Here is a 23,026-nt window from a genome sequence, read left to right as displayed (position 1 = left end):
AGGGGGGACCCTGTGGGAGAGTAGGACGCCGCCGAACAAATTGTGGAGAAAGCCCCGCACCAGACCGTAGGAATACGGTCACGGTGCGGGGCTTTTTCGTGTTTCAGGGGCTGCGTTTACGGCTCTCGGACCGAGTACTCGTACCCCAGTGCCTCCGGTGGCCCTTCCTGGCGGTAGGGTCAGGGGGCATCGTTGGCACATTTCCCACAGGAGGCCCCCGGGTGGAGGTCCAGGAGACTCGCGTTCAGACGGACCGGGTGCTCACCATCCCCAACATCCTCAGCATGGCGCGCCTGGTCGGCGTACCGCTCTTCCTGTGGCTGATTCTCCGCCCTGTCTTTGGCGGGCCGAACAGCGATGGCTGGGCCCTGCTGGTGTTGGCGCTGAGCGGTGTCAGCGACTACTTGGACGGGAAGCTGGCCCGGCGATGGAACCAGATCAGCAATCTGGGGCGGCTGCTAGACCCGGCGGCCGACCGGTTGTACATCCTTTCCACGCTGGTCGGTCTCACCTGGCGGGAGATCCTGCCGATTTGGTTGACGGCTGCCCTTGTGGCCCGTGAGCTGATGCTTCTGGTGATGGTGGGAATCCTTCGTCGGTACGGCTATCCGCCCCCTCAGGTGAACTTCTTGGGTAAGGCCGCGACGTTCAACCTGATGTACGCCTTCCCGCTGCTGCTGCTCAGTGACGGAAGCGGATGGCTTGCCTCCCTTGCGGCGATTTTCGGATGGGCGTTCGCAGGATGGGGTACAACTCTCTATTGGTGGGCAGGCATCCTGTATGTGGTTCAGGTCCGCCGGTTGGTGAAGGCGGACGTAGCGGCCGATTGAGCTCGGCGACCAGCGGGCCCCGGCGGCGAGTCGGCAGCCGCGTGTGACGCCAGAGGCCTGCCCGTTCGGGTGCGGTCGGCCAAACCGTCGTCTCTTCAAGGAGGACGTTTCCGACATGAAGGCCGTCGTGATGGCTGGTGGCGAGGGCACACGCCTTCGCCCCATGACCTCGAGCATGCCCAAGCCGCTCCTGCCGGTGGTCAACCGGCCGATCATGGAGCATGTGCTGCGGCTGCTCAAGCGGCATGGGCTCAATGAGACTGTCGTGACCGTGCAGTTCCTGGCGTCGCTCGTCAGGAACTATTTCGGTGACGGAGAAGAGCTCGGAATGGAGCTCACCTATGCCAATGAAGAGAAGCCCCTCGGTACCGCGGGCAGCGTCAAGAATGCCGAGGAAGCTCTCAAGGACGATGCCTTCCTGGTCATCTCGGGTGATGCCCTCACCGACTTCGATCTGACCGACCTCATCAATTTCCACAAGGAGAAGGGCGCACTCGTCACGGTGTGCCTGACTCGCGTGCCCAATCCCCTCGAATTCGGCATCACCATTGTCGATGAAGAGGGAAAGGTCGAGCGGTTCCTGGAGAAGCCGACGTGGGGGCAGGTTTTCTCCGACACCGTGAATACGGGCATCTATGTGATGGAGCCCGAGGTATTCGACTACGTCGAGGCGGACAAGTCCGTCGACTGGTCCGGTGACGTCTTCCCGCAGCTCATGAAGGAAGGCAAGCCGATCTACGGCTATGTCGCCGAGGGCTACTGGGAGGACGTCGGCACCCACGAGAGCTACGTCAAGGCGCAGGCCGACGTGCTCGAAGGCAAGGTCGACGTGGAGATCGACGGCTTCGAGATCTCCCCAGGGGTGTGGGTCGCGGAAGGCGCGGAAGTGCATCCCGACGCCGTGCTTCGCGGGCCTCTTTACATCGGGGACTATGCGAAGGTCGAAGCGGATGTGGAGATCCGCGAGCACACCGTCGTCGGATCGAACGTGGTCGTCAAGAGCGGCGCATTCCTGCACAAGGCCGTCGTCCACGACAACGTCTACATCGGCCAGCACAGCAATCTGCGTGGCTGTGTGATCGGCAAGAACACGGACATCATGCGGGCCGCTCGGATCGAGGACGGCGCCGTCATCGGGGACGAATGCCTCGTCGGCGAGGAATCGATTGTCCAGGGGAATGTCAGGGTCTACCCCTTCAAGACCATCGAGGCCGGCGCCTTCGTCAACACCTCGGTGATCTGGGAGTCGCGGGGCCAGGCCCACCTCTTCGGGGCCCGGGGCGTCTCCGGGATCCTCAACGTCGAGATCACGCCGGAGCTGGCCGTACGCCTCGCGGGTGCGTATGCGACGACGCTCAAGAAGGGGTCGACCGTCACCACGGCGCGTGACCACTCCCGTGGTGCGCGGGCGCTGAAGCGGGCCGTCATCTCGGCGCTGCAGGCCAGTGCCATAGACGTACGGGATCTGGAGAACGTGCCGCTGCCGGTCGCGCGGCAGCAGACCGCGCGGGGCAGCGCCGGCGGGATCATGATCCGTACGTCGCCGGGTGTGCCGGACTCCGTCGACATCATGTTCTTCGACGAGCGGGGCGCCGACCTCTCGCAGGCCGGGCAACGCAAGCTCGACCGGGTCTACGCGCGCCAGGAGTACCGGCGGGCGTTCCCGGGGGAGATCGGCGATCTGCAGTTCCCCTCCAGCGTCTTCGACTCGTACACCGGATCGCTGCTGCGCAAGGCCGACACCACCGGTATCGCGGAGGCCGGGCTGAAGGTCGTCGTCGACGCGTCCAACGGAAGTGCCGGTCTGGTGCTGCCGAGCCTGCTCGGCCGGCTCAAGGTGGACTCGCTGACGATCAATCCGGGTCTGGACGAATCCAGGCCAACCGAGTCCGCGGAGAGCAGGCGGGCCGGGCTCGTGCGGCTCGGGGAGATCGTCGCCTCGGCGCGAGCCGCGTTCGGGGTGCGGTTCGACCCCGTCGGCGAGCGGCTCTCGCTGGTCGACGAGCGGGGCCGGATCGTCGAGGACGACCGGGCGCTCCTCGTGATGCTGGACCTGGTCGCCGCCGAGCGGCGCAGCGGGCGGGTGGCCCTGCCGGTCACGACCACCAGAATCGCCGAGCAGGTGGCGGCGTACCACGGCACTCAGGTGGAGTGGACGACCACCTCGCCGGACGATCTGACGAGGGTGGGCCGCGAGGAGTCCACGATCTTCGGTGGTGACGGGCGCGGCGGGTTCATCGTGCCCGAGTTCAGCAGCGTCTTCGACGGCGCTGCCGCGTTCGTGCGGCTCATCGGGCTGGTCGCGCGCACGCAGCTCACCCTGAGCCAGATCGATGCCCGGATACCGCAGGCGCATGTGCTGAGGCGGGACATTCCGACGCCGTGGGCGGTCAAGGGCATGGTGATGCGCCGGGTCGTGGAGGCGGCCGGGGGCCGGTTCGTCGACACGACCGACGGCGTACGGGTCGTCGAGGCCGACGGCCGCTGGGTGATGGTGCTGCCCGATCCGGCCGAGGCGGTCACCCATCTGTGGGCCGAGGGGCCCGACGACGTGTCGGCGCAGGCGTTGCTCGACGAATGGGCCGCAGTGGTCGACAGCGCAGGTCACTGACGTCGTAGGGGTGTGCCGGGCCGGGCTTGGAGGCGCGGCCCGGCACACCGGTGGGGCCATTCGGTGGTAGCGGTGCCGACGTGCGACGATGTGCGGCATGCCGCAGCAGCCCCCCGTTCGGAGCACGCCGTCTCCGCCTCCGCGTCCCGACGCGTCGATGTCGCTGCTGACCAATGTCATGGACCACGCGCTGGACGACGGCTATGCGGAGGCGACCGCTCGCCGCAAGGCCGAGGGCGACGCCGGGATGCCGCGGACGCTGAAGGCCAAGCTCGGTCTCGCGGCCGGTCTGGTACTCGCTGCCCTCGTGGTGACGGTCGGGGCCGCGCAGGCCCGCATCACCGCTCCTGTGGTCGCCAAGGAGCGCCAGGAGCTGATCAACCGGGTCGAGTCGGAGACCAAGGCCGCGGACAAGCTGCAGAGCGATGTGGACGGTCTGCGGACCGAGGTCGGCGACCAGCAGCGCAAGGCACTTGAGAAGCACGGCGGCGACCAGGGCGAGCTCGTGGCGCTGCTGTCCGGTGCCACCGAAGTGCACGGGCCGGGCGTGAAACTGGTCGTGGACGACGCCAAGGACACCGCCCAGGGCGACGGCAGCCAGCCGCGTGAGAGCACGACGTTCGCCGACACCGGCCGGGTGCGGGACCGCGACATGCAGCGCGTGGTCAACGGGCTGTGGCAGTCGGGCGCGGAGGCCATCGCCATCAACGGGCAGCGCCTGACATCGTTTTCGGCGATCCGGGCCGCGGGCGACGCCATACTGGTCGACAACAGGCCACTGGTGCCGCCGTACACGGTGCTCGCGGTGGGGGACGGCAAGAAGCTGAGTACGGACTTCCAGGACAGCGCGGACGGCCAGTACCTGCACGTGCTGGAGCAGAACTACGGGATCAGGTCCAGCATTTCGGCCGAGGGCGACGTGCGTCTCCCGGCGGCGCCGAGCCTGACCGTACGTACAGCAAAGCCAATGGCCACGGGCGCCGGCAAGGGCGCGGCCGACACAGGGAAGGGCACATCGTGATCGCCGTACTTGGCCTCGTCGTGGGAGTCGTGGTCGGACTTTTCGTCCGGCCCGAGGTGCCTGCGGTGGTCGAGCCGTATCTGCCGATCGCCGTGGTGGCGGCACTCGACGCGGTCTTCGGCGGGCTCCGCGCCATGCTCGACGGCATCTTTGTCGACAAGGTCTTCGTCGTGTCCTTCCTGTCGAACGTGGTGGTCGCCGCGCTGATCGTGTTCCTCGGCGACAAGCTGGGCGTGGGCGCGCAGCTGTCGACCGGCGTGGTCGTGGTGCTCGGCATCCGGATCTTCTCCAACGCGGCCGCCATCCGCCGGCACGTCTTCAGGGCCTGAGGCCGATGAGCGACATGGAAAACACCGATCAGGGTGACGGCGACGAGGAGCGGCCCGTCGACGCGCCGGATGAACCGGGCGAGGAGAAGGCCCAGCTGACGGGGCGCCAACGGCTCGCCGCCGGCCTCTGGCCGCCACGGGTCAGCCGGGCGCAGCTCATCGTGGCGCTGCTGCTGTTCGTCCTCGGTCTTGGTCTCGCCATCCAGGTCCGCTCCAACAGCGACAACAGCGCGCTGCGCGGTGCCCGCCAGGAGGATCTGGTGCGCATCCTGGATGAACTCGACTCGCGTACGAAGCGTCTTGAGGATGAGAAGCAGCGTCTGGAGGGCCAGCGCACCGAGCTGGAGACCAGCTCGAACCAGGCGGAGGAGGCGCGGAAGCAGACCGTGGAGAAGGAGCAGCAGCTCGGCATCCTGGCAGGCACGGTCGCGGCGCAGGGTCCCGGCATCACGTTGACGATCAGCGACCCCAAGGGCGCCGTCGAGTCCGACAAGGTACTTGACACGGTGCAGGAGCTGCGCGCGGCAGGGGCGGAGGCGATTCAGATCAACGACGTCCGTGTGGTGGCCAATACGTACTTCTCGGACGAGACCGGCGGCATCGGTGTCGACGGAAAGAAGGTCGCCGCGCCGTACGTCTTCAAGGTGATCGGAAGGCCGCAGGATCTGGAGCCGGCGCTGAACATCCCCGGCGGGGTCGTGCAGACTTTGGAGAAGGAGCAGGCCACCGCCACGGTGGCCCGCTCGGAGAAGATCGTTGTGAACGCCTTGCGAGCTGCGAAGCGGCCTGACTACGCTCAGTCGTCCTCGCACTGATGAGAGTGGGCGTGAGACCTGCCGCACAAGGGCAGGAGGTTGCGGGGGGTCGCCGCTCCGTAACAGTGGTGCGTGGTGGAAACTGTTTGGCGGATACGGACGTTGTGAGGATGTCCGGGTCGGCCGGTGTGTTGAATCTGGGTTCGTCCTGCCCCACGGGCGGGTCTATTTCGGTCAAGGGGAATCGCCCGTGAAGTTGTTTGGGAAGTTGTTCGGCAAGAGCGCACGCCAGGACGGCGGCAGCGCCGCCAGGCACCGTGCTCAGCGCCCCGGAGGGGCGGAAGAGCAGGGCGGCGAGCGCCCGCTGTTCCGCGATGAGGTGGCTGGTTCCGGTGGTGACATTCCGGGCGCGTCGTCTGTTGACCCTGCGGGTGCAGGGCGCATAGGTTTCGGGGAACCGTCAACCTCAAGTACGGGTGGAGGGTTTGGCTCCGACCCGTATGCCACCAGTGCCCACGCGGTGCCGCCGCGGCAGGAGGATCCGTCGATGTCGGGCATGCCTGTTTGTACGAGGTGCGGGCACAGCAATGCCGCCGCCAGCCGCTTCTGCTCCAACTGCGGTGCCCCGCTGCGGCCGGGTGTCGTTCCGGAGCGCGCATCCGAGACCACCTCGACCATCTCGATCTCCGGCCTTGAGGCGTACGACGCCGAGGTGACCGGCCAGACGCAGCTGCCGTCGCTCTCCCCGGAGGCGCAGGCCGCGGTCGACGCCCTGCCGCAGGGTTCGGCGCTCCTGGTGGTGCGCCGCGGACCGAACTCGGGAAGCCGCTTCCTCCTGGACGGCGAGCTGACCACGGCCGGCCGTCACCCGCAGAGCGACATCTTCCTGGACGACGTGACGGTTTCGCGCCGCCACGTGGAGTTCCGGCGCGGTCCCGACGGGCGATTCACCGTCTCCGACGTCGGCAGCCTCAACGGCACGTATGTGAACCGCGAGCGGATCGACTCCGTCGACCTGGCCAATGGCGACGAGGTCCAGATCGGGAAGTACCGGCTGGTCTTCTACGCGAGCCAGCGCGCGCTCTGAGACCCGGTCGGGGAAGGTTCATGCTGCAGACACCGACGGGCGGTGCCGGATCCGGCACCGCCGCCGCGGGCGGCCGGCTGATGAGTATCGGCGGGGTGCTCAACCAGCTGCGCGAAGAATTTCCCGAAGTGACGATCTCGAAGATCCGGTTTCTGGAGTCCGAGGGCCTGGTGGAGCCCCGGCGTACGCCGTCGGGGTACCGCAAGTTCAGTGCCGAGGACGTCGAGCGCCTCGCCCAAGTGCTGCGGATGCAGCGGGACCACTATCTGCCGCTCAAGGTCATCCGTGAGCACCTGGACGCGCTCAGCCGGGGTGAGCAGCCCTCCGTGCCGGCTCAGGGCGGCCCCCGGGAGCTGCTCGACGGTCTCGGCGAGCCGGGTGCGGACCGGCCTACGGCCGCCCGGGTGGGCCGGGCGGAGCTGATGGCGGCCGCCGAGGTCACCGAGGCGGAACTGGCCGAATGGGAGTCGTACGGCCTGCTCACGCCCGGGCCCGAGGGCGGCTTCGACGCGGAGTCGGTGAATGTGGCGCGACTTGTGGCGGATCTGGGGCGATTCGGCCTGGAACCGCGTCATCTGCGCGCCATGAAGGCTGCTGCGGACCGGGAGGCCGGGCTGGTCGAGCAGGTGGTGGCGCCGCTGCGGCTGCATCGCAATCCGCAGACCAGGGCCCATGCGGAGGCCACCACGAAGGAGCTCGCGGCGCTGTCCGTGCGGCTCCACGCGGCACTGGTGCAGACCGCCCTGGGTGTCCGGCTTCACTGATCTTGTAGGTGCCCGACTACCCAAACCTGCCGAGCACGTCCTAGGGTTGCTGTGTGAACGAGCTCGACGTCGTGGGTGTCCGGGTGGAAATGCCCTCCAACCAACCGATCGTGCTCCTGCGTGAAGTGGGAGGCGATCGGTACCTCCCCATCTGGATCGGTCCAGGGGAGGCGACCGCGATCGCCTTCGCCCAGCAGGGGATGGCTCCGGCGCGGCCGCTGACGCACGACCTTTTCAAGGACGTGCTGGAGGCCGTGGGCCAGGAGCTGACCGAAGTCCGCATCACGGACCTGCGTGAAGGCGTCTTCTACGCGGAGCTGGTCTTTGCCAGTGGCGTGGAGGTGAGCGCCCGGCCGTCCGACGCCATAGCGCTGGCGCTGCGCACCGGAACGCCGATCTACGGCAGTGACGGGGTCCTCGACGACGCGGGGATCGCCATCCCGGACGAGCAGGAGGACGAGGTCGAGAAGTTCCGCGAGTTCCTCGACCAGATCTCGCCCGAGGACTTCGGGACCAACAGCCAGTGAGCACCGGATACGAGTGATCCGGGGGCCGTCCCAGAGGTGCCGTGTGCGGCGCGTACGCCGGGGGAGTTTCGGCGCATTCGAGTAGCCTTTCCCGCTGGAGAGACACGGGAAACCACTCTCAGGGTGATTATCACTCGGCGTGCCGAGTGTGGCGATCGTTGACGCACCCCGAGTGACTGCCTACCGTCGAGTGGGCAGGTCAAGGACGGAGGGTCGGCGTGAGAATGAGCGGCGACGGTACGGCAGGGGGCGCTCCCGGACGCAGTCCGGGGGAGAGCGGGCCGTACCCGCTTCACGGCAGTGCGGCCGACCCGAGTACCGAAACGATCGGATACCGGGGGCCGACCGCGTGCGCGGCGGCGGGGATCACCTACCGACAGCTCGACTACTGGGCCCGTACCGGCCTGGTCGAGCCCAGTGTTCGTCCGGCCTACGGCTCGGGCACCCAGCGTCTCTACAGTTTCCGGGACGTCGTCGTCCTGAAGATCGTCAAGCGCTTCCTCGACACCGGTGTCGCGCTCCAGAACATCCGCGCCGCCGTGCAGCACCTGCGCGAGCGCGGCTTGTGCGACCTGGAGCGGATGACGCTGATGAGCGATGGGGCCACGGTGTACGAGTGCTCGTCCCCGGACGAGGTCGTGAACCTGCTCCAGGGCGGCCAGGGGATCTTCGGGATCGCCGTGGGCGTGGTGTGGCGGGACGTCGAGGCGGCGCTGTCGCAACTGCACGGCGAGCGCGTCGACACCGGCGAGACCCTGGTCGGGCACAACCCGGCCGACGAACTGGCCAGGCGCCGCAACCGCGCGGTCTGAGCCGCCCGGCGGCCGTGCCGGGGCCGATTGTCAGTGGCGTACGGCAGCATCGGTGATGTGAGAGCCGCGCCGACCATCCTGCATCTGGACATGGATGCCTTCTTCGCCGCCGCAGAGCAGGCGTCGAAGCCCAGCCTGCGCGGAAAACCGGTGATCGTGGGCGGCCTCGGCCCGCGTGGGGTGGTCTCGACGGCGTCGTACGAGGCCAGGCGGTTCGGGGTGCGCTCGGCGATGCCGATGGCGCAGGCCCGGCGGCTCTGTCCGAACGCGGCCTATCTGGTGCCGCGCTTCCAGCTGTACCGCACGGTCAGCGAGCAGGTGATGGAGCTCCTCGGCCGGCTGTCGCCGCTGGTCGAGCCGCTGAGCCTGGACGAGGCCTTCGTGGACCTGGAGGCCGGCGGGGTGGCCTTCGGGTCGGCCGCCGCGCGGGAGGCCGGGGAGCGGCTGCGCAGGGACATCAGGGCGGTCACGGGGCTGAGCGGGTCGGTCGGGCTCGCCGGATCCAAGATGCTGGCCAAGATCGCCTCCGAGCAGGCGAAGCCGGACGGGCTCGTGCTCATAGAACCCGGCACGGAGCGGGGGCTCCTCGCCCCGATGCCGGTGCGCACCCTGCCGGGCGTGGGCCCGGCCACCGGGGAGCATCTGCGGCGGGCCGGGATGACCACGGTGGCCGACCTCGCGGAGGCGGGCGAGGACGAGCTCGTACGGCTCCTGGGAAAGTCGCACGGGGCGTCGCTGTACCGGATGGCGGCCGGGCACGACGACCGGCCCGTGGTGGCCGAGCGGGACACCAAGTCGGTGTCGGTGGAGGACACCTTCGACGTGGACCTGCACGACCGGGTGCGGATCATGACCGAGGTCGGGCGGCTCGCGGACCGGTGTGTGCAGCGGCTGCGGGCGTCCGGGCACTCGGGCCGCACCATTGTGCTCAAGGTCCGCCGCTACGACTTCTCGACGCTGACCCGGTCCGAGACGCTGCGCGGGCCCACGGACGACCCGGGGGTGGTGCGGGAGGCCGCCGGGCGCCTGCTCGACTCCGTGGACACCACGGGCGGCGTGCGGCTGCTCGGCGTGGGCGTCAGCGGGCTCGCCGACTACACGCAGGAGGACCTGTTCGCGCAGGCCGCGGAGGAGCTGGCCGCGGAGGAGCGGGCCGGGGAAGGGCGGGCCGAGGAGCAGCCCGAGGGCGAGGAGACGCCGACGGCCGCCGCGCAGGCCGAGCCCGTGGAGGACCCGGCTCAGCGCCGGTGGCTCGCCGGGCACGACGTGACGCACGCCGAGTACGGGCCGGGATGGGTGCAGGGCAGCGGCGTCGGGCGGGTCACCGTGCGGTTCGAGACGCCGACGTCGCTGGTGCCGGGCCGGGTGAGGACCTTCAGGGTGGACGATCCGGGCCTGGCGCCGTCGGAGCCGCTGCCCCTGGTGGAGAAGCTGGCGACAGCGGCCGAGGGCGAGGCCCCGGTGGGTCAGGAGTCGCCGTTGGCAAGGCGGCCGAAGTCACGGTCGGAGGGCGGCGGGCCGGGGTCGGGGGCCGCGATGTCCAGACCGTAGTGGTGGTAGAGCTGGAGCTCCTGTTCCGGGGAGAGATGGCGGCCCACGCCGAAGTCGGGGGCGTCCTTGATGAGGGCGCGCTCGTACGGGACGTGCAGCGCCTCGTCGACCAGGGTGCTGGGTTCGAGAGGGACGAAGGCGTCTCTGCTGAACAGGCCGGTGCGCACCGCCGCCCACTCCGGCGCGCCGGTCGCGTCGTCGAGGTAGACCTCGTCCACTGTTCCGATCTTGCGTCCACTGCGGTCGTACGCCTTGCGGCCGATCAGGCTGCGCGGATCGACATCGGTCTGCACGGTCCCTCCAACTGGTCGCAACCGTTCACAACTGCTCCACAAACACTACGAAAGTGCACATCGTGGGTGTTGGCCACTTGAGCGGTTGAACAAAGATTCGGTCTCGGACCTCGCTGGTAGGCTGGCGATGGCTGCTGACCCCGTGCGGGAGAGTCCTCCGAAGTGCTCACTGAGCTCTCGGCGGGCGCCGAAGGAGCAACTCCTCCCCGGAATCTCTCAGGCCCACGGACCGCACGGACGAGGTCACTCTGGAAAGCAGGACGGGGGACGCACGGGCACTTCGGCCCGGGCGGAACCTTTCCTCACCGACGGTGAAAACCGGGTCGCGCCCACGCGCCCCGGTGAAGCTCTCAGGTTGAGATGACAGAGGGGGAGGCCGTCCGGGTACCCGCGTCGTGGTGCCCCTCGCAGGTCGTGCGACCAGGAGGCCTCCGTAATGACCGCCAACCGCATTCCGCTCAGCCAGCTGGAGCGTGGCATCCCCTTCGAGCAGCGCCACATCGGCCCCGATGCCGAGGCGCAGGCGAAGATGCTCGCGCAGGTCGGCTACGGCTCGCTCGACGAGCTGACCGCCGCCGCCGTTCCCGACGTCATCAAGAGCGCCGGAGCGCTGGGGCTGCCCGAGGCGCGGACCGAGGCCGAGGTGCTCGCCGAGCTGCGCCGGCTCGCGGACCGCAACCAGGTGCTCGCCCCGATGATCGGCCTCGGCTACTACGGCACCTTCACCCCGCCGGTGATCCTGCGCAACGTCATGGAGAACCCGGCCTGGTACACGGCGTACACGCCCTACCAGCCGGAGATCTCGCAGGGCCGCCTGGAGGCGCTGCTCAACTTCCAGACCATGGTCGCCGAGCTGACCGGCCTGCCGACCTCCGGCGCCTCGCTGCTCGACGAGGGCACCGCCGCGGCCGAGGCGCTCGCCCTTTCGCGGCGTGTGGGCAAGGTCAAGGGCGGGGTCTTCCTCGTCGACGCCGACACCCTGCCGCAGACCGTCGCGGTCATCGAGACGCGCGCCGAGCCGACCGGTGTCGAGGTCGTCGTCGCCGACCTGAGCGAGGGCATCCCGGCAGAGATCGCCGAGCACGGTGTCTTCGGCGTGCTGCTCCAGTACCCGGGTGCCTCCGGCCGGGTACGTGACCTCAAGCCGGTCATCGACGCGGCCCACGAGCTCGGCGCGATCGTCACCGTCGCCGCCGACCTGCTCGCCCTCACGCTGCTCGCCTCGCCCGGCTCGCTCGGCGCGGACATCGCCGTCGGCACGACCCAGCGCTTCGGCGTCCCGATGGGCTTCGGCGGCCCGCACGCCGGGTTCATGGCCGTCCAGGAGAAGTTCGCCCGCTCCCTGCCCGGCCGCCTCGTCGGCGTCTCCGTCGACGCGGACGGCAACAAGGCGTACCGCCTGGCCCTGCAGACCCGCGAGCAGCACATCCGCCGCGAGAAGGCCACCAGCAACATCTGCACCGCCCAGGTGCTGCTCGCCGTCATGGCCGGGATGTACGCCGTCTACCACGGCCCGGACGGCCTGAAGCAGATCGCCCAGCGCACCCACCGCTACGCCGTCGTGCTCGCAGAGGGGCTGAAGGCCGCCGGTGTCGACGTCGCCCACGGCGCCTACTTCGACACCCTCACCGTGCGGGTCCCGGGCAAGGCCGCCGACGCCGTCGCCGCCGCCCGCGAGGGCGGGGTCAACCTGCACCTGGTCGACGCGGACACCGTCACCATCGCCTGTGACGAGACCACCACCCGGGCCCAACTGGCCGCCGTCTGGGCCGCGTTCGGGGCCGACGCCGATGTGGAGGCGCTGGATGCCGCGGCCGCCGACACTCTGCCCGCCGCCCTGCTGCGCGGCGACGACTTCCTGACCCACCCGGTCTTCCACCAGCACCGCTCCGAGACCGCGATGCTGCGCTACCTGCGCAAGCTCGCCGACCGCGACTACGCGCTCGACCGCGGCATGATCCCGCTCGGCTCCTGCACCATGAAGCTGAACGCGACCACCGAGATGGAGCCGGTGACCTGGCCCGAGTTCGGTCAGATGCACCCCTTCGCGCCGGTCGAGCAGGCCGCCGGCTACCTCACGCTCATCCGTGAGCTGGAGGAGCGGCTCGCCGAGGTCACCGGCTACGATGCGGTGTCCATCCAGCCCAACGCCGGTTCGCAGGGCGAGCTCGCGGGCCTCCTCGCCGTCCGCGCCTACCACCGCGCCAACGGCGACACCCAGCGCACCATCTGCCTCATCCCGTCCTCCGCGCACGGCACCAACGCCGCGAGCGCCGTGATGGCCGGCATGAAGGTCGTCGTCGTCAAGACCGCCGACGACGGCGAGGTCGACGCCGCCGACCTGCGCGCCAAGATCGAGCAGTACCGCGACGAGCTCTCGGTGCTGATGATCACCTACCCGTCCACGCACGGCGTGTTCGAGGAGCACGTCGCCGAGATCTGCGGCCTGGTCCACGAGGCCGGCGGCCAGGTGTACGTCGACGGCGCCAACCTCAACGCCCTGGTCGGGCTCGCCAAGCCGGGCAAGTTCGGCGGCGACGTCTCGCACCTCAACCTGCACAAGACGTTCTGCATCCCGCACGGCGGCGGCGGCCCCGGCGTCGGCCCGGTCGGTGTCCGCGCGCACCTCGCGCCGTACCTGCCCAACCACCCGCTCCAGCCGACCGCCGGTCCGGAGACGGGCGTGGGCCCGATCTCGGCCGCCCCGTGGGGCTCGGCCGGCATCCTGCCGATCTCGTGGGCGTACGTGCGACTCATGGGCGGCGAGGGCCTCAAGCGCGCGACCCAGGTCGCCGTGCTCGCCGCGAACTACATCGCCAAGCGCCTGGAGCCGCACTACCCGGTGCTCTACACGGGCCCGAACGGACTCGTCGCGCACGAGTGCATCGTGGACCTGCGGCCGCTGTCCAAGGCGACCGGCGTCAGCGTCGACGACATCGCCAAGCGCCTGATCGACTACGGCTTCCACGCGCCGACCATGTCGTTCCCGGTGGCCGGCACGCTGATGATCGAGCCCACCGAGTCCGAGGACCTGGCCGAGATCGACCGGTTCTGCGACACGATGATCGCGATCCGCGGCGAGATCGAGAAGGTCGCCTCCGGCGCCTGGCCCGCCGACGACAACCCGCTCGCCAACGCCCCGCACACCGCGGCCGCGCTCGGCGGCGAGTGGAACCACGCCTACAGCCGCGAGGACGCCGTCTTCCCGGCCGGTGTGTCGGCCGCCGACAAGTACTGGCCGCCGGTCCGCCGCATCGACGGCGCCTTCGGCGACCGCAACCTGGTCTGCTCCTGCCCGCCGCTGGACGAGTACGACCACTGATCCCGCACATGCGTAAGGGCCGGTTCGGGGTGTGTTCCCCGGGCCGGCCCTTGTGTTTCCGTACGGGACGAGTCCGCTGGGGATGCGTCCGTACGAGAGCTGTCCGTGCGAGGCCGCGCTAGGCGGCCGTCGCCACCTGCTCGGCCGTGAGCGACCGGTGCGGGGCGATGATCTGCCCGTCCGGCAGCAGCTCACCGGTGTCCTCGAAGAGCAGGACACCGTTGCACAGCAGGCTCCAGCCCTGCTCCGGGTGGTGTGCCACGGGCTTCGCGGCTTCCCGGTCGGCGGAGAAGGCAGTGGGGCAGGCTGGCTGGTGCTGGCACATGGATGCGTTCTTTCGCTGCGTCGTGGTGAGTGTGCTGCGGCTTGATACGTTGTTGTTCATGGCCGCCCCCCGTAGTAAGTCGGTCGGTCCGATCCCAGTGTTGCCCCACGGGCGTCAATCCGCAGGGATTTCGCGGCAGCGCTTCCTACTGCTTAATGACGTATCACCCGCACGGACGGTTCACCTCAACTGGCTTGTCTTTTCGGGTGGTTCGCAGTGGCCCGGCAGGGCTAGCCCGTATGGCGGAGGCGGCGCGTACGCAGCATAGACACACCGGTGCCCCGCGGCCACACCGGTCGCGGGGCACTTTTTCGCGCGTCGCCGAAGGTGAGGTCAGACGGGCTGGCCGAGCAGCGGGGCGGGGGCCAGGCGCAGGGTGAGGACCGGCAGCAGTTCGCTGACCCGCAGCGGGCGGTGGGCGCAGATGCCGGGCGGGGCGGGCGCCAGCGGCACCAGCAGATCGTTCGGTGCGGGCGTGCCCGAGGCCCCGTCGGCGGTGGTGGCGCCGTGCAGCCACAGCGTGAGCATGTACAGCTCGGGGACCGAGAGCAGCCGGGGCTGGTAGTGCGTGGTGAGCAGTTCCGCCTGGCGCAGGGCGCGCGCGGTCGAGGCGATGTAGGGGCCCTCGAAGAAGTGCGAGAAGGCCCAGCCGTCCGGCGTGAGCCGGGTGTCCGCGGCGGCGACCGGATGGTCGGTGTCGCTGATGAGGAAACGCCAGCCGGCCAGGCGGGTGCGCGGGGTCCGGCCGCCCGGGGTGATTCCGTCCAGGACGTGGAGCGGGAGCGGAAGCTCGGGGGTGAGCGGACCTGGGGCGGAGCGGAGGGCCGGAGTGCGGGCCTCGCGGACGGCGGTGGGGGAACCGAGTGCCGCGAGGACGCTGCGCAGGGCGGGCGCGGGGGCCGGGGGGACATGCAGCGGCATGGTGGGTCGCCTCTCACTTCGGAGACACGGTGATGCGTGGGCGGTGCGGACGGCGCTGTCTGCGGTGCGGGGTCAGAGGGGGGCCGACGATCGATGGCCGGGGCGCCAACTCTCTGCCTCGTTTGCGGAGTTTATACGACACGTGTTCACGCAGTGTTTCGGCTAGCTGTCGTCGATATTGCCCGCAAGTCGGTATCAGGTCCTTCTGTGCGGGCGATTTACCCGAGGAAATGTCCTGTGCGACGCCCCCACCTGGAAAGGTGCCCCGCCGGGGGTCGGCCGAATCTCGTCGGTGTTTTTCACCATTGCCACGACTGCGGTAACTGCCCGTTGCGGTATGCCCGCTGAATGTGCCGGAGGCCGTAGCCTCTGAGACTACTCTTCCGGCGCTGCCCGCGCAGGCGTTATGGATCAGTGAGGCTGGGCATTATCGACCGTGACGCGAGCGGCCGGTGTCGCTGGCTGCCCATTCGAGGAGGGACCCTTCGATGGGGGAGAAGGTCGTGGCAGGCGGATTCGACCTGTCCGATCGGCACCGCTACCGGGACAAGCTACAGCAGTGCCTGGAGGGGCTCGGGAGGCTCCTGGCCCAGAAGCGGTTCGACCGCCCGAGGAACATGATGGGCCTTGAGATCGAACTGAATCTCGCGGGTCGCGACGGTATGCCGCGCATGATGAATGCCGAGGTGCTCGAACGCATCGCGAGCAGGGATTTCCAGACCGAACTCGGAATGTTCAACCTGGAAGTGAACATAGCCCCGCACCGGCTCGGCGGCCGGGTATTCGATCAGCTCGCCGAGGAGTTGCGGACCGGGCTCGGGTATGCCGATCGCAAAGCCTCCGAGGTCGACGCGGGCATCATCATGATCGGAATTCTGCCGACCCTGACCCAGAATGATCTCGTACCCGGGAATCTTTCCGACGTCGACCGCTACGCCCTGCTCAACGATCAAATAGTGGCGGCCCGCGGGGAGGATTTCACGCTCGACATCCAGGGGGTGGAACGGCTCGTCTGCACCTCCGCGTCGATCACCCCCGAAGCTGCCTGCACCTCCGTGCAGTTGCATCTCCAGGTGACGCCCGCGCGGTTCGCCGCGGTGTGGAACGCGGCGCAGGTGGCCACGGCCGTGCAGATCGTGCTGGGCGCCAACGCGCCCTTCCTGTTCGGGCGGGAGCTGTGGCGCGAGTCGCGGCCGCCGGTGTTCGAGCAGGCCACCGACACCAGACCGGCCGAGCTGCGCGCCCAAGGGGTGCGTCCGCGCACCTGGTTCGGCGAGCGCTGGGTGACGTCCGCCTACGAACTCTTCGAGGAGAACCTGCGCTTCTTCCCGCCGCTGCTGCCCATCTGCGACGAGGAGGAGCCGCTGCGCGTCATCGCGGACGGCGGGGTGCCGCGCCTGAAGGAGCTGGTGCTGCACAACGGCACGATCTACCGCTGGAACCGGCCGGTGTACGGGATCGCCGACGGCGTGCCGCACCTCAGGGTGGAGAACCGGGTGCTCCCGGCCGGGCCAACCGTCACCGACGTCCTGGCCAACGCGGCCTTCTACTACGGCCTGGTGCGGGCGCTCGCGGAGGAGGCCCGGCCGGTGTGGACGCGGCTGCCCTTCGAGTCGGCGGCCGCCAACTTCGACACCGCGTGCCGGTACGGCATCGACGCCGAGCTGCTCTGGCCGGTGCCCCGGCGCGGCGGCGGCCTCGCCCGGGTGCCCGCGGTCAAGCTCGTACGCGATGAGCTGCTGCCGCTGGCGGCGGCCGGGCTCGACGCCTGGGGGGTCGAGCCGGCCGACCGGGACCACTACCTCGGCATCATCGAGGAGCGGTGCCGGCGCCGGGTGAACGGGGCGTCCTGGCAGGTCGAGACCTACCACCGGGCGCGGGCGGCCGGGCTCGGCCGGGAAGCGGCCCTCGCGGCCACCACCCGGCGCTATCGGGAGCTGATGCTCGGGGGTGAGCCCGTGCACACCTGGCCGACAGGCTTTCCCGGCCAATGGGACCGGCAGGGTTAGCCGTGGTGCTGGGCCTGTCCCAGGGCCATGATCGCCTGGAGGATCACGGCCTGGATGTCGGCCGGGTCGTTCACCTGGTACCCGGCGCCGCCGGCCGCCTTCGCGATCTGCTGCACCTCGTCCTTGTCGGCGTCCGGGCCGACCGCGATGGCGATCAGCGGCACCGGCTTCGAGGGATCGGTGAGCTTCTGCAACTGGGCGACGAGGTCGGCCCGCGAGATGCTGCCGGGGTCCTCGTTGGCGCCGTCGGTGAGCAGCACGACCGCGTTGAACTTGCCGCGCGCGTACGTGGAAGTCGCCTCCTTGTACGCGGCCAGCGTCGTGTCGAAGAGCCCGGTCGCACCGCCCGGCACCGGCTGGAGTGCGGCGAACGCGGCCGACAGCCGGTCGCGCTGGGTGCGGCCGCCGGCCGCCGGGTCGCCGAGCCGGGCGGTCGGCACCAGGCGGCGGTAGTCGCGTGAGCCGTCGAGGTGGGTGGAGAAGTCCCACAGTCCGATCTCGTCCTCGGGAGTGAACTGCGAAAGCGCCTGGAGCAGCGAGGCCTTGGTGACCTCCATGCGCGAGCGCCCGCCCGAGCCCGGCACGGTGGCCGCCATCGACCCCGACGCGTCCACCACTGTCGTCAGCCGTGCGCTCTGCACGGTGATCGTCCACATGCCGAGCGCGTCCTGCAACTCCTGGGCCGACGGCGGGTCGGCAGTGGCGCTCGCGTACGGCTGCGGCGAACTGCCCCCGGCGGCCGAGGCGACCGGGCCGACGGCGGGCAGGCCCGGCGTGCGAAAGCCCTGCCCGGCGAGCACCCGGACGGACTCGGGGTCGCCGAGCAGCGTCAGGAAGCGCATCGCCGCCCGGCTCTCATTGGTGCTCATGCCCGCCTCGCGGACCATCGTGTACGGAAAGTCGAGCTGCGCCGCGCCGTCCTTGGGGTAGAAGAGCCGCACCCCCTGACCCGCGCCGCGCGCGGCATTGTGCGCGAAGGCCGCCTGCTCGGACAGGACCACTGCCTGATTGCGGCGCGGATCGCGGGTCTCGGCCGCCGAGTTGTCGCGGGCGAGGGTGCCCGCCACCTGTCCGTCGCTGTCGGAGACCCGCTGCGAGAGGAGTTTGGCGAGGGCCGCGGTCCTGGTGCTGCCCTCCGGTCCCCGGCTCGCCGCCGATCTGCCGATGCAGCTCAGCGCGAGCAGCCCGGCGGCGCTGTGCGCCGGATCGGCCGAGCCGAGGCGCCCCTTGCCGTCCTGGGCTGTGGCTTCGGCCAATTCGGCCCAGGTGTACGTCTTTTGAGGCCAGCCGAGCGTTTTGGCGGTGGCCGGTACCGCGGCGAGAGCGATGGGGGAGGCGGCGACCTGGCCCGCGGTGACGACGGTGGCCGAGCCGCTGGTGTCCTTCGCCCGGTCCACCCACAGCGAGGAGTCGGGAATCCACACCGAGAAGTCGGGTTTGGCACCCGAAGTGAAGGAAGCCGCGACCTTGTAGGAGTCCCGGGCGGTCACCCGGACGTCCATGCAGGAGCCGTCCGAGGTGATCTTCTCCTTGCGGGCCCGGTCCGCGACGGCCTTCACCGCGGGCGCCACATCGGGCGAGGCGACCAGATCCAGCCGCACGGCGGAGGCTGCGCAGGAGTGGCTGAACGTGGGCAGCCCGCGCTGGACGGCGATGGCCGTGCCCCCGGCCACGGCCAGGACGAGAGCGGTGGCGAGGGCGACCGTGCGCCGCCGCGCGGAGCCCCTGCCCTCCCCGGTGCTGCCGGTCGCGGCGTCGTCGGGCAAGCTGTGACGTCCCATGGCGGTGGTGCCCCTCCTTGAATCCCGAACAAGGAAAAAGGGAGACCGCACCGTCGCAATGGCGCCCGTCCCCCGGCCTGTCGCGCGCGATCTTCGTAAGTTCTTTCGAGACCCTAGCGGGGCGACGGTGGGGATGGAACGCGATTCGTCAACTGGAGGCAGGTGTGCAGGTGGAGGCCGAGCGCATGGCTGATTCTCTTCCCGAAGAGGGGACTTCACCGCGGATCTTGCGGTCCGAGACCGTGCTCGTACTCGCGCTCTCGCTGGGCGCGAGCGGCGTGTCGGCGCTGATCAGCTTCATCGGCTCGCTCACCAAGCCGGGCGGCCTCAAGCACCAGGCGGCCAATCTCAACACCTCGTACGCTCCCGGGCGGCCGTGGCTCGATCTCGCCTGGCAGCTCTTCGGCATCGCGACGGCGCTCGTGCCGGTCGCGCTCGTCGCGCACCTGCTGCTTCGCGAGCGGACCGGTGGCCTGCGGGTGATCGGCTTCGACCGGACGCGCCCCTGGTCGGACCTCGGCCGGGGCGTGCTGATCGCCGCCGGGATCGGCAGCGCGGGACTCGCGTTCTATCTGGTGGCGCGGGCGGCGGGCGGCAATCTGACCGTCGTCCCCGAGTCGCTGCCCGGCGTGTGGTGGAAGTACCCGGTGCTCGTTCTCTCGGCGCTGCAGAACTCCGTGCTCGAAGAAGTGATCGTCGTCGGGTATCTGCTGCGCAGGCTCGGCCAGTTGGGGTGGACGCCGATGGCCGCCCTGGTCGCGAGTTCCGTGCTGCGCGGCTCCTACCACCTCTACCAGGGCATCGGCGGCTTCATCGGCAACATGGTGATGGGCGTGGTCTTCGTCCTGCTCTACCGGCGCTGGCAGCGCGTCGGGCCGCTCGTGGTGGCGCATTCGCTGCTCGACATCGGGGCCTTCGTCGGGTACGCGCTGCTCGCGGGGAAGGTGAGCTGGCTGCCGACGATGTGAGCGGTCCGGGAGCGTGAGAGGTAAGGGGCGTACGTCTATTGCGTACGCCCCTTACGTCGTTTGGGGCGTGCCCCTGGGGCACGCCGTTGAGGCGGGTCCATAGAGCGCCTCTTGAGGCGTGCGCCTAGGGCGCGGTCAGCAGTTCGCCGTCAATGACGGTCACCGCGCGGCCGGTGAGCAGGGTGCGCTCGCCGCACACCTCCGTGCGGACGAGCCCGGAGCGGGCCGAGGCCTGGAGGCCGGTCAGCTCGGCCCGGCCCAGGCGCGCCGACCAGAACGGTGCGAGCGCGGTGTGGGCGCTGCCCGTCACCGGGTCCTCGTCGATGCCGACGTTGGGGAAGAAGCAGCGCGAGATGTAGTCGTACCCGGCGCCGGGATCCGAAGCGGCGGCCGTCGCGATGACGCCGCGCCTGGAGTGCCGCCCCAGCGCGCGGAAGTCGGGCGCGAGGGCGCGTACGGCCGCCTCGTCGGGCAGCTCCACCAGCAGGTCGCCGACGTGGGCCGAGGTGTCGTGCACCGAGACGATCGGGGCGCCGAGGGCCTCGGCGAGGCCGTCCGCGACGGCCTCCTCCTCAAGAGCGGAGGTCGGGAAGTCCAGGGTGATCGTGCCGTCCTGCGAGGCGGTCGCCTTGAGGATGCCGCAGCGGGCGGCGAACCGCACCGTTCCGGTCGCCGCCCCCGTGGAGCGCAGGACGTGCGCGGTGGCCAGGGTGGCGTGGCCGCACATGTCGACCTCGGTGGCCGGGGTGAACCAGCGCAGTGCCCAGTCCGCGTCCCCGCCGGGCGGCAGCGGGTGCGCGAAGGCGGTCTCGGCGTGGTTGACCTCGCGGGCCACGTCCTGGAGCCACTCGTCGGCCGGGAAGGCGTCGAGCAGCAGGACGCCGGCGGGGTTGCCGGCGAAGGGGCGGTCGGTGAAGGCGTCGACGATTCGAATGCGCATGGCGGCACCGTACGGGACGGGAAAACCCGCAGGCCAAGGCCAATTCGCGGTGGCTGGACCGCTTCCGGGGCGGCGCCTGTTCGGAAGAGGGTTGCCAAGCGACTGCCACCGATATATCGTTGACGCATCGCGACAGATCAACGATGGAAGGAAGCGAACCATGCGTTCACATGGATATGGGCAGCACGGACAGCAAGGACCCGGCCATCGCGGTCGGGGCGACTCCGAGGGGCGGCGTGCCGCCTTCGGGCCCTTCGGTCCCGGCTTCGGCGGGGGACCGTGGGGCGGACCGTTCGGTCCCGGTGGCCGTGGCGGTCCGCGGGGCAGGGCGCGGCGCGGAGATGTCCGCGCGTCGATCCTGGCCCTCCTGAAGGACCGGCCGATGCACGGCTACGAGATGATCCAGGAGATCGGCGAGCGCAGCGGTGGGGCCTGGAAGCCCAGCCCGGGCTCGGTCTACCCCACCCTCCAGCTCCTGGAGGACGAGGGCTTGATCACCAGCGAGAGCGAGGGCGGCAAGAAGCTGTTCACGCTCACCGACGCCGGGCGCACGGAGGCCGAATCGGGAGCCGAGGCTCCTTGGGAGGACGCCGGGCGCGGAGTCGACTGGGAGGCCATGCACGAGATCCGGCAGGCCGGCTTCGGTCTGATGGAGGCGTTCGGCCAGGTCTGGAAGACCGGCTCCGCCGACCAGCGGCAGAAGGCACTCGGAGTCATCAACGACGCCCGCAAGAAGCTCTATCTGATCCTTGCCGACGAGGACTGAACCTCGCGCGGAGCAAAGCCCGACGCCCCCTCGGCGAATTCGAGGGGGCGTCGCAATCCGTGGTCGGCAGATGAGGCCGCGAGCGGTTCAGGCAATGCTGTCGGCTGGGCCATCCAGCTGACAGCATTGCCTTGGACCCCCGCCCTCGGCAGCCATGGGTGACGGTTCCTCTGTCCGGCCGTTAAGGCAGGCATGAACATTCGACACTCTGTTCCTGCCCTCGGTGCCCTTGCCGCAGCCGCCCTGCTGGCCGTGTCCGCCGCCTCCGCGCAGGCCGACCCCGGCCCCGAATACAGCAGAGTCGCCCGGGTCGGGGGCGTCTGGGACTCCAACGGCCGCTGCGTCGAGGGACCGCTGTATCTGACGAAGGAGGAGGCGGCGGAATTGGGCCGGGAGATGGCCTACGTCGCCGTGACCTCGCCCGACCGCCCCAACACCCCGGGAGATCAGGGGTGTTCGCTGGGCCGGACCCAGTGACGCCGGTGGCGAGCTGATCCGAGGGGCCGTCGCGGTAAGCAGTGTCTGATCGGATCACGAATCGGCATGAGCAGGCGCTCGGCTGGGCTTTCCCAGCCGAGCGCTTTGCTTGGTCGGAGGGTTGATCCCGACGATTCGGCCGCGGGCATTCGCGCGCTCAGGCGCACAGGCCCCCGAGCTTGCGCAGCGACTCGTTCAGGGCGGCCGTCGCCGAGTCCTTGAGCTTGCCCGCCATGAGCGAGACCGCGGCGCCCGTGAACTCGCCGTCGATGCGGACCCTGGTGGCCGCGCCGTCCGCGATGACCGTGTACCGGTTGGCGACGTTCACGCCCATCGGCCCCTTGCCGCGGATGCCGAACACCCGGCCGGCCTCGAACTCGTCCACCGTCCATGCCACTTCGGCGGGGAAGCCCATGAGCTTCATGTTCTCCGCGTAGGTCGCGCCCAACTCCAGCTTCTCGGGGCCGCCGGCGGGGAAGCTGGTGTGCGTGGCGTTCCACTCGCCGTACGAGGCGAAGTCGGTGAGCTGTGCCCAGACCTTCTCGGCCGGAGCCTCGATGCGTGCCTCCGCGCTGACCTCGGCCATGCGACCACTCCTTCGTGGGACTGTGACGGGGACGTGCGCGGAACGTAGCGGGAGCCGGATGAACATTCAATACTGATGAACCGTCAGATTCCCGGGATTCGCGAGGTCCGCAGGCTCCGCCCCGGGCTGCCCCGTACAGCACCCCGTGTGTCCGCCGCTCAGATCTTCTGGGTCTCCAGCGCCCAGATCAGCGCGGAGTCGAACAGGTCCGAGGCGCGCGGGCGCGCGGACTCGTCGTGGCAGTGGAACGCGGCCCAGAACAGATCGCCCGGCAGCGCCTCGCGCGGCGCGTACACCCGGTACACGTACTGCAGTCCGTCCTGGGCCAGGAGGGCGACCATCCAGCACATC

At 69.8% G+C, this 23,026-nt stretch carries 22 protein-coding genes and 1 riboswitch; of the genes, 15 read left to right on the top strand and 7 right to left on the bottom strand.

Annotated features, from left to right (window positions below):
* Positions 1-221: 221 nt before the first annotated feature.
* From ADK54_RS34400 to ADK54_RS34355, 10 genes are all read left to right on the top strand, one after another.
* Entirely contained in the window at positions 222-830 is a 609-nt protein-coding gene (locus tag ADK54_RS34400; protein WP_053729716.1) for a CDP-alcohol phosphatidyltransferase family protein, read from the top strand.
* A gap of 115 nt (positions 831-945) precedes the next feature.
* Positions 946-3,441, top strand: a complete 2,496-nt coding sequence (locus tag ADK54_RS34395; protein WP_053729715.1) for a mannose-1-phosphate guanyltransferase — start codon at positions 946-948, stop codon at positions 3,439-3,441.
* 88 nt (positions 3,442-3,529) lie between these two features.
* Positions 3,530-4,462 carry a DUF881 domain-containing protein gene (locus tag ADK54_RS34390; protein ID WP_199827090.1) on the top strand — a complete coding sequence of 311 codons (933 nt, stop codon included), beginning with the start codon at positions 3,530-3,532 and terminating at the stop codon, positions 4,460-4,462.
* Entirely contained in the window at positions 4,459-4,791 is a 333-nt protein-coding gene (locus ADK54_RS34385; RefSeq protein ID WP_031069011.1) for a small basic family protein, read from the top strand. Before ADK54_RS34390 ends, ADK54_RS34385 begins: the two co-directional genes overlap by 4 nt.
* Before the next feature lie 5 nt (positions 4,792-4,796).
* Positions 4,797-5,606 carry a DUF881 domain-containing protein gene (locus tag ADK54_RS34380; RefSeq protein WP_053729713.1) on the top strand — a complete coding sequence of 270 codons (810 nt, stop codon included), beginning with the start codon at positions 4,797-4,799 and terminating at the stop codon, positions 5,604-5,606.
* 82 nt (positions 5,607-5,688) lie between these two features.
* Positions 5,689-6,633: an FHA domain-containing protein gene (locus tag ADK54_RS44075; RefSeq protein ID WP_078966839.1), complete on the top strand. Its 945-nt coding sequence runs from the start codon at positions 5,689-5,691 to the stop codon at positions 6,631-6,633.
* Positions 6,634-6,653: 20 nt separating this feature from the next.
* The gene (locus tag ADK54_RS34370) at positions 6,654-7,397 is read left to right on the top strand and encodes a MerR family transcriptional regulator (protein WP_053729711.1); all 744 of its coding nucleotides are present in this window, start codon (positions 6,654-6,656) and stop codon (positions 7,395-7,397) included.
* Positions 7,398-7,450: 53 nt separating this feature from the next.
* A complete protein-coding gene (locus ADK54_RS34365; RefSeq protein WP_006123076.1) occupies positions 7,451-7,924 on the top strand; it encodes a bifunctional nuclease family protein in 474 nt (157 codons plus the stop codon).
* 224 nt (positions 7,925-8,148) lie between these two features.
* A complete protein-coding gene (locus ADK54_RS34360) occupies positions 8,149-8,736 on the top strand; it encodes a MerR family transcriptional regulator (RefSeq protein WP_199827089.1) in 588 nt (195 codons plus the stop codon).
* Between the two features lie 57 nt (positions 8,737-8,793).
* Positions 8,794-10,287, top strand: a complete 1,494-nt coding sequence (locus ADK54_RS34355; RefSeq protein ID WP_053729721.1) for a DNA polymerase IV — start codon at positions 8,794-8,796, stop codon at positions 10,285-10,287.
* Here ADK54_RS34355 and ADK54_RS34350 read toward each other — a convergent pair.
* Positions 10,203-10,580: a PRC-barrel domain-containing protein gene (locus tag ADK54_RS34350; protein WP_053729709.1), complete on the bottom strand. Its 378-nt coding sequence runs from the start codon at positions 10,578-10,580 to the stop codon at positions 10,203-10,205. The two genes, ADK54_RS34355 and ADK54_RS34350, sit on opposite strands and share 85 nt — an antisense overlap.
* A gap of 135 nt (positions 10,581-10,715) precedes the next feature.
* A riboswitch (glycine riboswitch) is annotated at positions 10,716-10,822 on the top strand.
* Between the two features lie 194 nt (positions 10,823-11,016).
* On the opposite strand from ADK54_RS34350, the gene gcvP reads away from it, so the two are divergent.
* On the top strand, positions 11,017-13,902 hold the full coding sequence (gene gcvP, locus ADK54_RS34345; protein ID WP_053729708.1) for an aminomethyl-transferring glycine dehydrogenase: 2,886 nt from the start codon (positions 11,017-11,019) through the stop codon (positions 13,900-13,902).
* Positions 13,903-14,020: 118 nt separating this feature from the next.
* Here gcvP and ADK54_RS34340 read toward each other — a convergent pair whose 3' ends face one another.
* Positions 14,021-14,227 (bottom strand): DUF5999 family protein, encoded by a 207-nt coding sequence (locus tag ADK54_RS34340; RefSeq protein ID WP_053729707.1) that lies wholly within the window; start codon positions 14,225-14,227, stop codon positions 14,021-14,023.
* Between the two features lie 333 nt (positions 14,228-14,560).
* Positions 14,561-15,148, bottom strand: a complete 588-nt coding sequence (locus ADK54_RS34335) for a hypothetical protein (RefSeq protein WP_053729706.1) — start codon at positions 15,146-15,148, stop codon at positions 14,561-14,563.
* A 488-nt stretch (positions 15,149-15,636) separates the two neighbouring features.
* Between ADK54_RS34335 and ADK54_RS34330 the strand changes: the two genes are divergently transcribed.
* The gene (locus ADK54_RS34330; protein WP_053729705.1) at positions 15,637-17,157 is read left to right on the top strand and encodes a glutamate--cysteine ligase; all 1,521 of its coding nucleotides are present in this window, start codon (positions 15,637-15,639) and stop codon (positions 17,155-17,157) included.
* On the opposite strand, the gene ADK54_RS34325 is transcribed toward ADK54_RS34330, so the two are convergent.
* Positions 17,154-18,938: a VWA domain-containing protein gene (locus ADK54_RS34325; RefSeq protein ID WP_053729704.1), complete on the bottom strand. Its 1,785-nt coding sequence runs from the start codon at positions 18,936-18,938 to the stop codon at positions 17,154-17,156. The two genes, ADK54_RS34330 and ADK54_RS34325, sit on opposite strands and share 4 nt — an antisense overlap.
* Before the next feature lie 185 nt (positions 18,939-19,123).
* Here ADK54_RS34325 and ADK54_RS34320 point away from each other — a divergent pair, with 185 nt between their 5' ends.
* Positions 19,124-19,906, top strand: a complete 783-nt coding sequence (locus ADK54_RS34320; protein ID WP_053729720.1) for a CPBP family intramembrane glutamic endopeptidase — start codon at positions 19,124-19,126, stop codon at positions 19,904-19,906.
* A gap of 124 nt (positions 19,907-20,030) precedes the next feature.
* Here ADK54_RS34320 and ADK54_RS34315 read toward each other — a convergent pair whose 3' ends face one another.
* The gene (locus ADK54_RS34315; protein WP_053729703.1) at positions 20,031-20,846 is read right to left on the bottom strand and encodes a PhzF family phenazine biosynthesis protein; all 816 of its coding nucleotides are present in this window, start codon (positions 20,844-20,846) and stop codon (positions 20,031-20,033) included.
* A 160-nt stretch (positions 20,847-21,006) separates the two neighbouring features.
* Between ADK54_RS34315 and ADK54_RS44070 the strand changes: the two genes are divergently transcribed.
* Together ADK54_RS44070 and ADK54_RS34305 are read left to right on the top strand one after the other, a co-directional pair.
* Complete coding sequence (locus tag ADK54_RS44070; RefSeq protein WP_078966837.1) at positions 21,007-21,612, top strand: PadR family transcriptional regulator; 606 nt, start codon at positions 21,007-21,009, stop codon at positions 21,610-21,612.
* Between the two features lie 192 nt (positions 21,613-21,804).
* Positions 21,805-22,089, top strand: a complete 285-nt coding sequence (locus ADK54_RS34305; RefSeq protein ID WP_159047983.1) for a hypothetical protein — start codon at positions 21,805-21,807, stop codon at positions 22,087-22,089.
* Between the two features lie 157 nt (positions 22,090-22,246).
* On the opposite strand, the gene ADK54_RS34300 is transcribed toward ADK54_RS34305, so the two are convergent.
* Together ADK54_RS34300 and ADK54_RS34295 are read right to left on the bottom strand one after the other, a co-directional pair.
* The gene (locus tag ADK54_RS34300) at positions 22,247-22,675 is read right to left on the bottom strand and encodes an SRPBCC family protein (RefSeq protein WP_053729700.1); all 429 of its coding nucleotides are present in this window, start codon (positions 22,673-22,675) and stop codon (positions 22,247-22,249) included.
* A 158-nt stretch (positions 22,676-22,833) separates the two neighbouring features.
* Positions 22,834-23,025 carry a hypothetical protein gene (locus ADK54_RS34295; protein ID WP_053729699.1) on the bottom strand — a complete coding sequence of 64 codons (192 nt, stop codon included), beginning with the start codon at positions 23,023-23,025 and terminating at the stop codon, positions 22,834-22,836.
* Between the last annotated feature and the right edge of the window lies 1 nt (position 23,026).

This window comes from Streptomyces sp. WM6378 (assembly GCF_001279695.1).
GTDB lineage: Bacteria > Actinomycetota > Actinomycetes > Streptomycetales > Streptomycetaceae > Streptomyces.
This window is presented reverse-complemented; position numbering and strand designations above follow the sequence as displayed.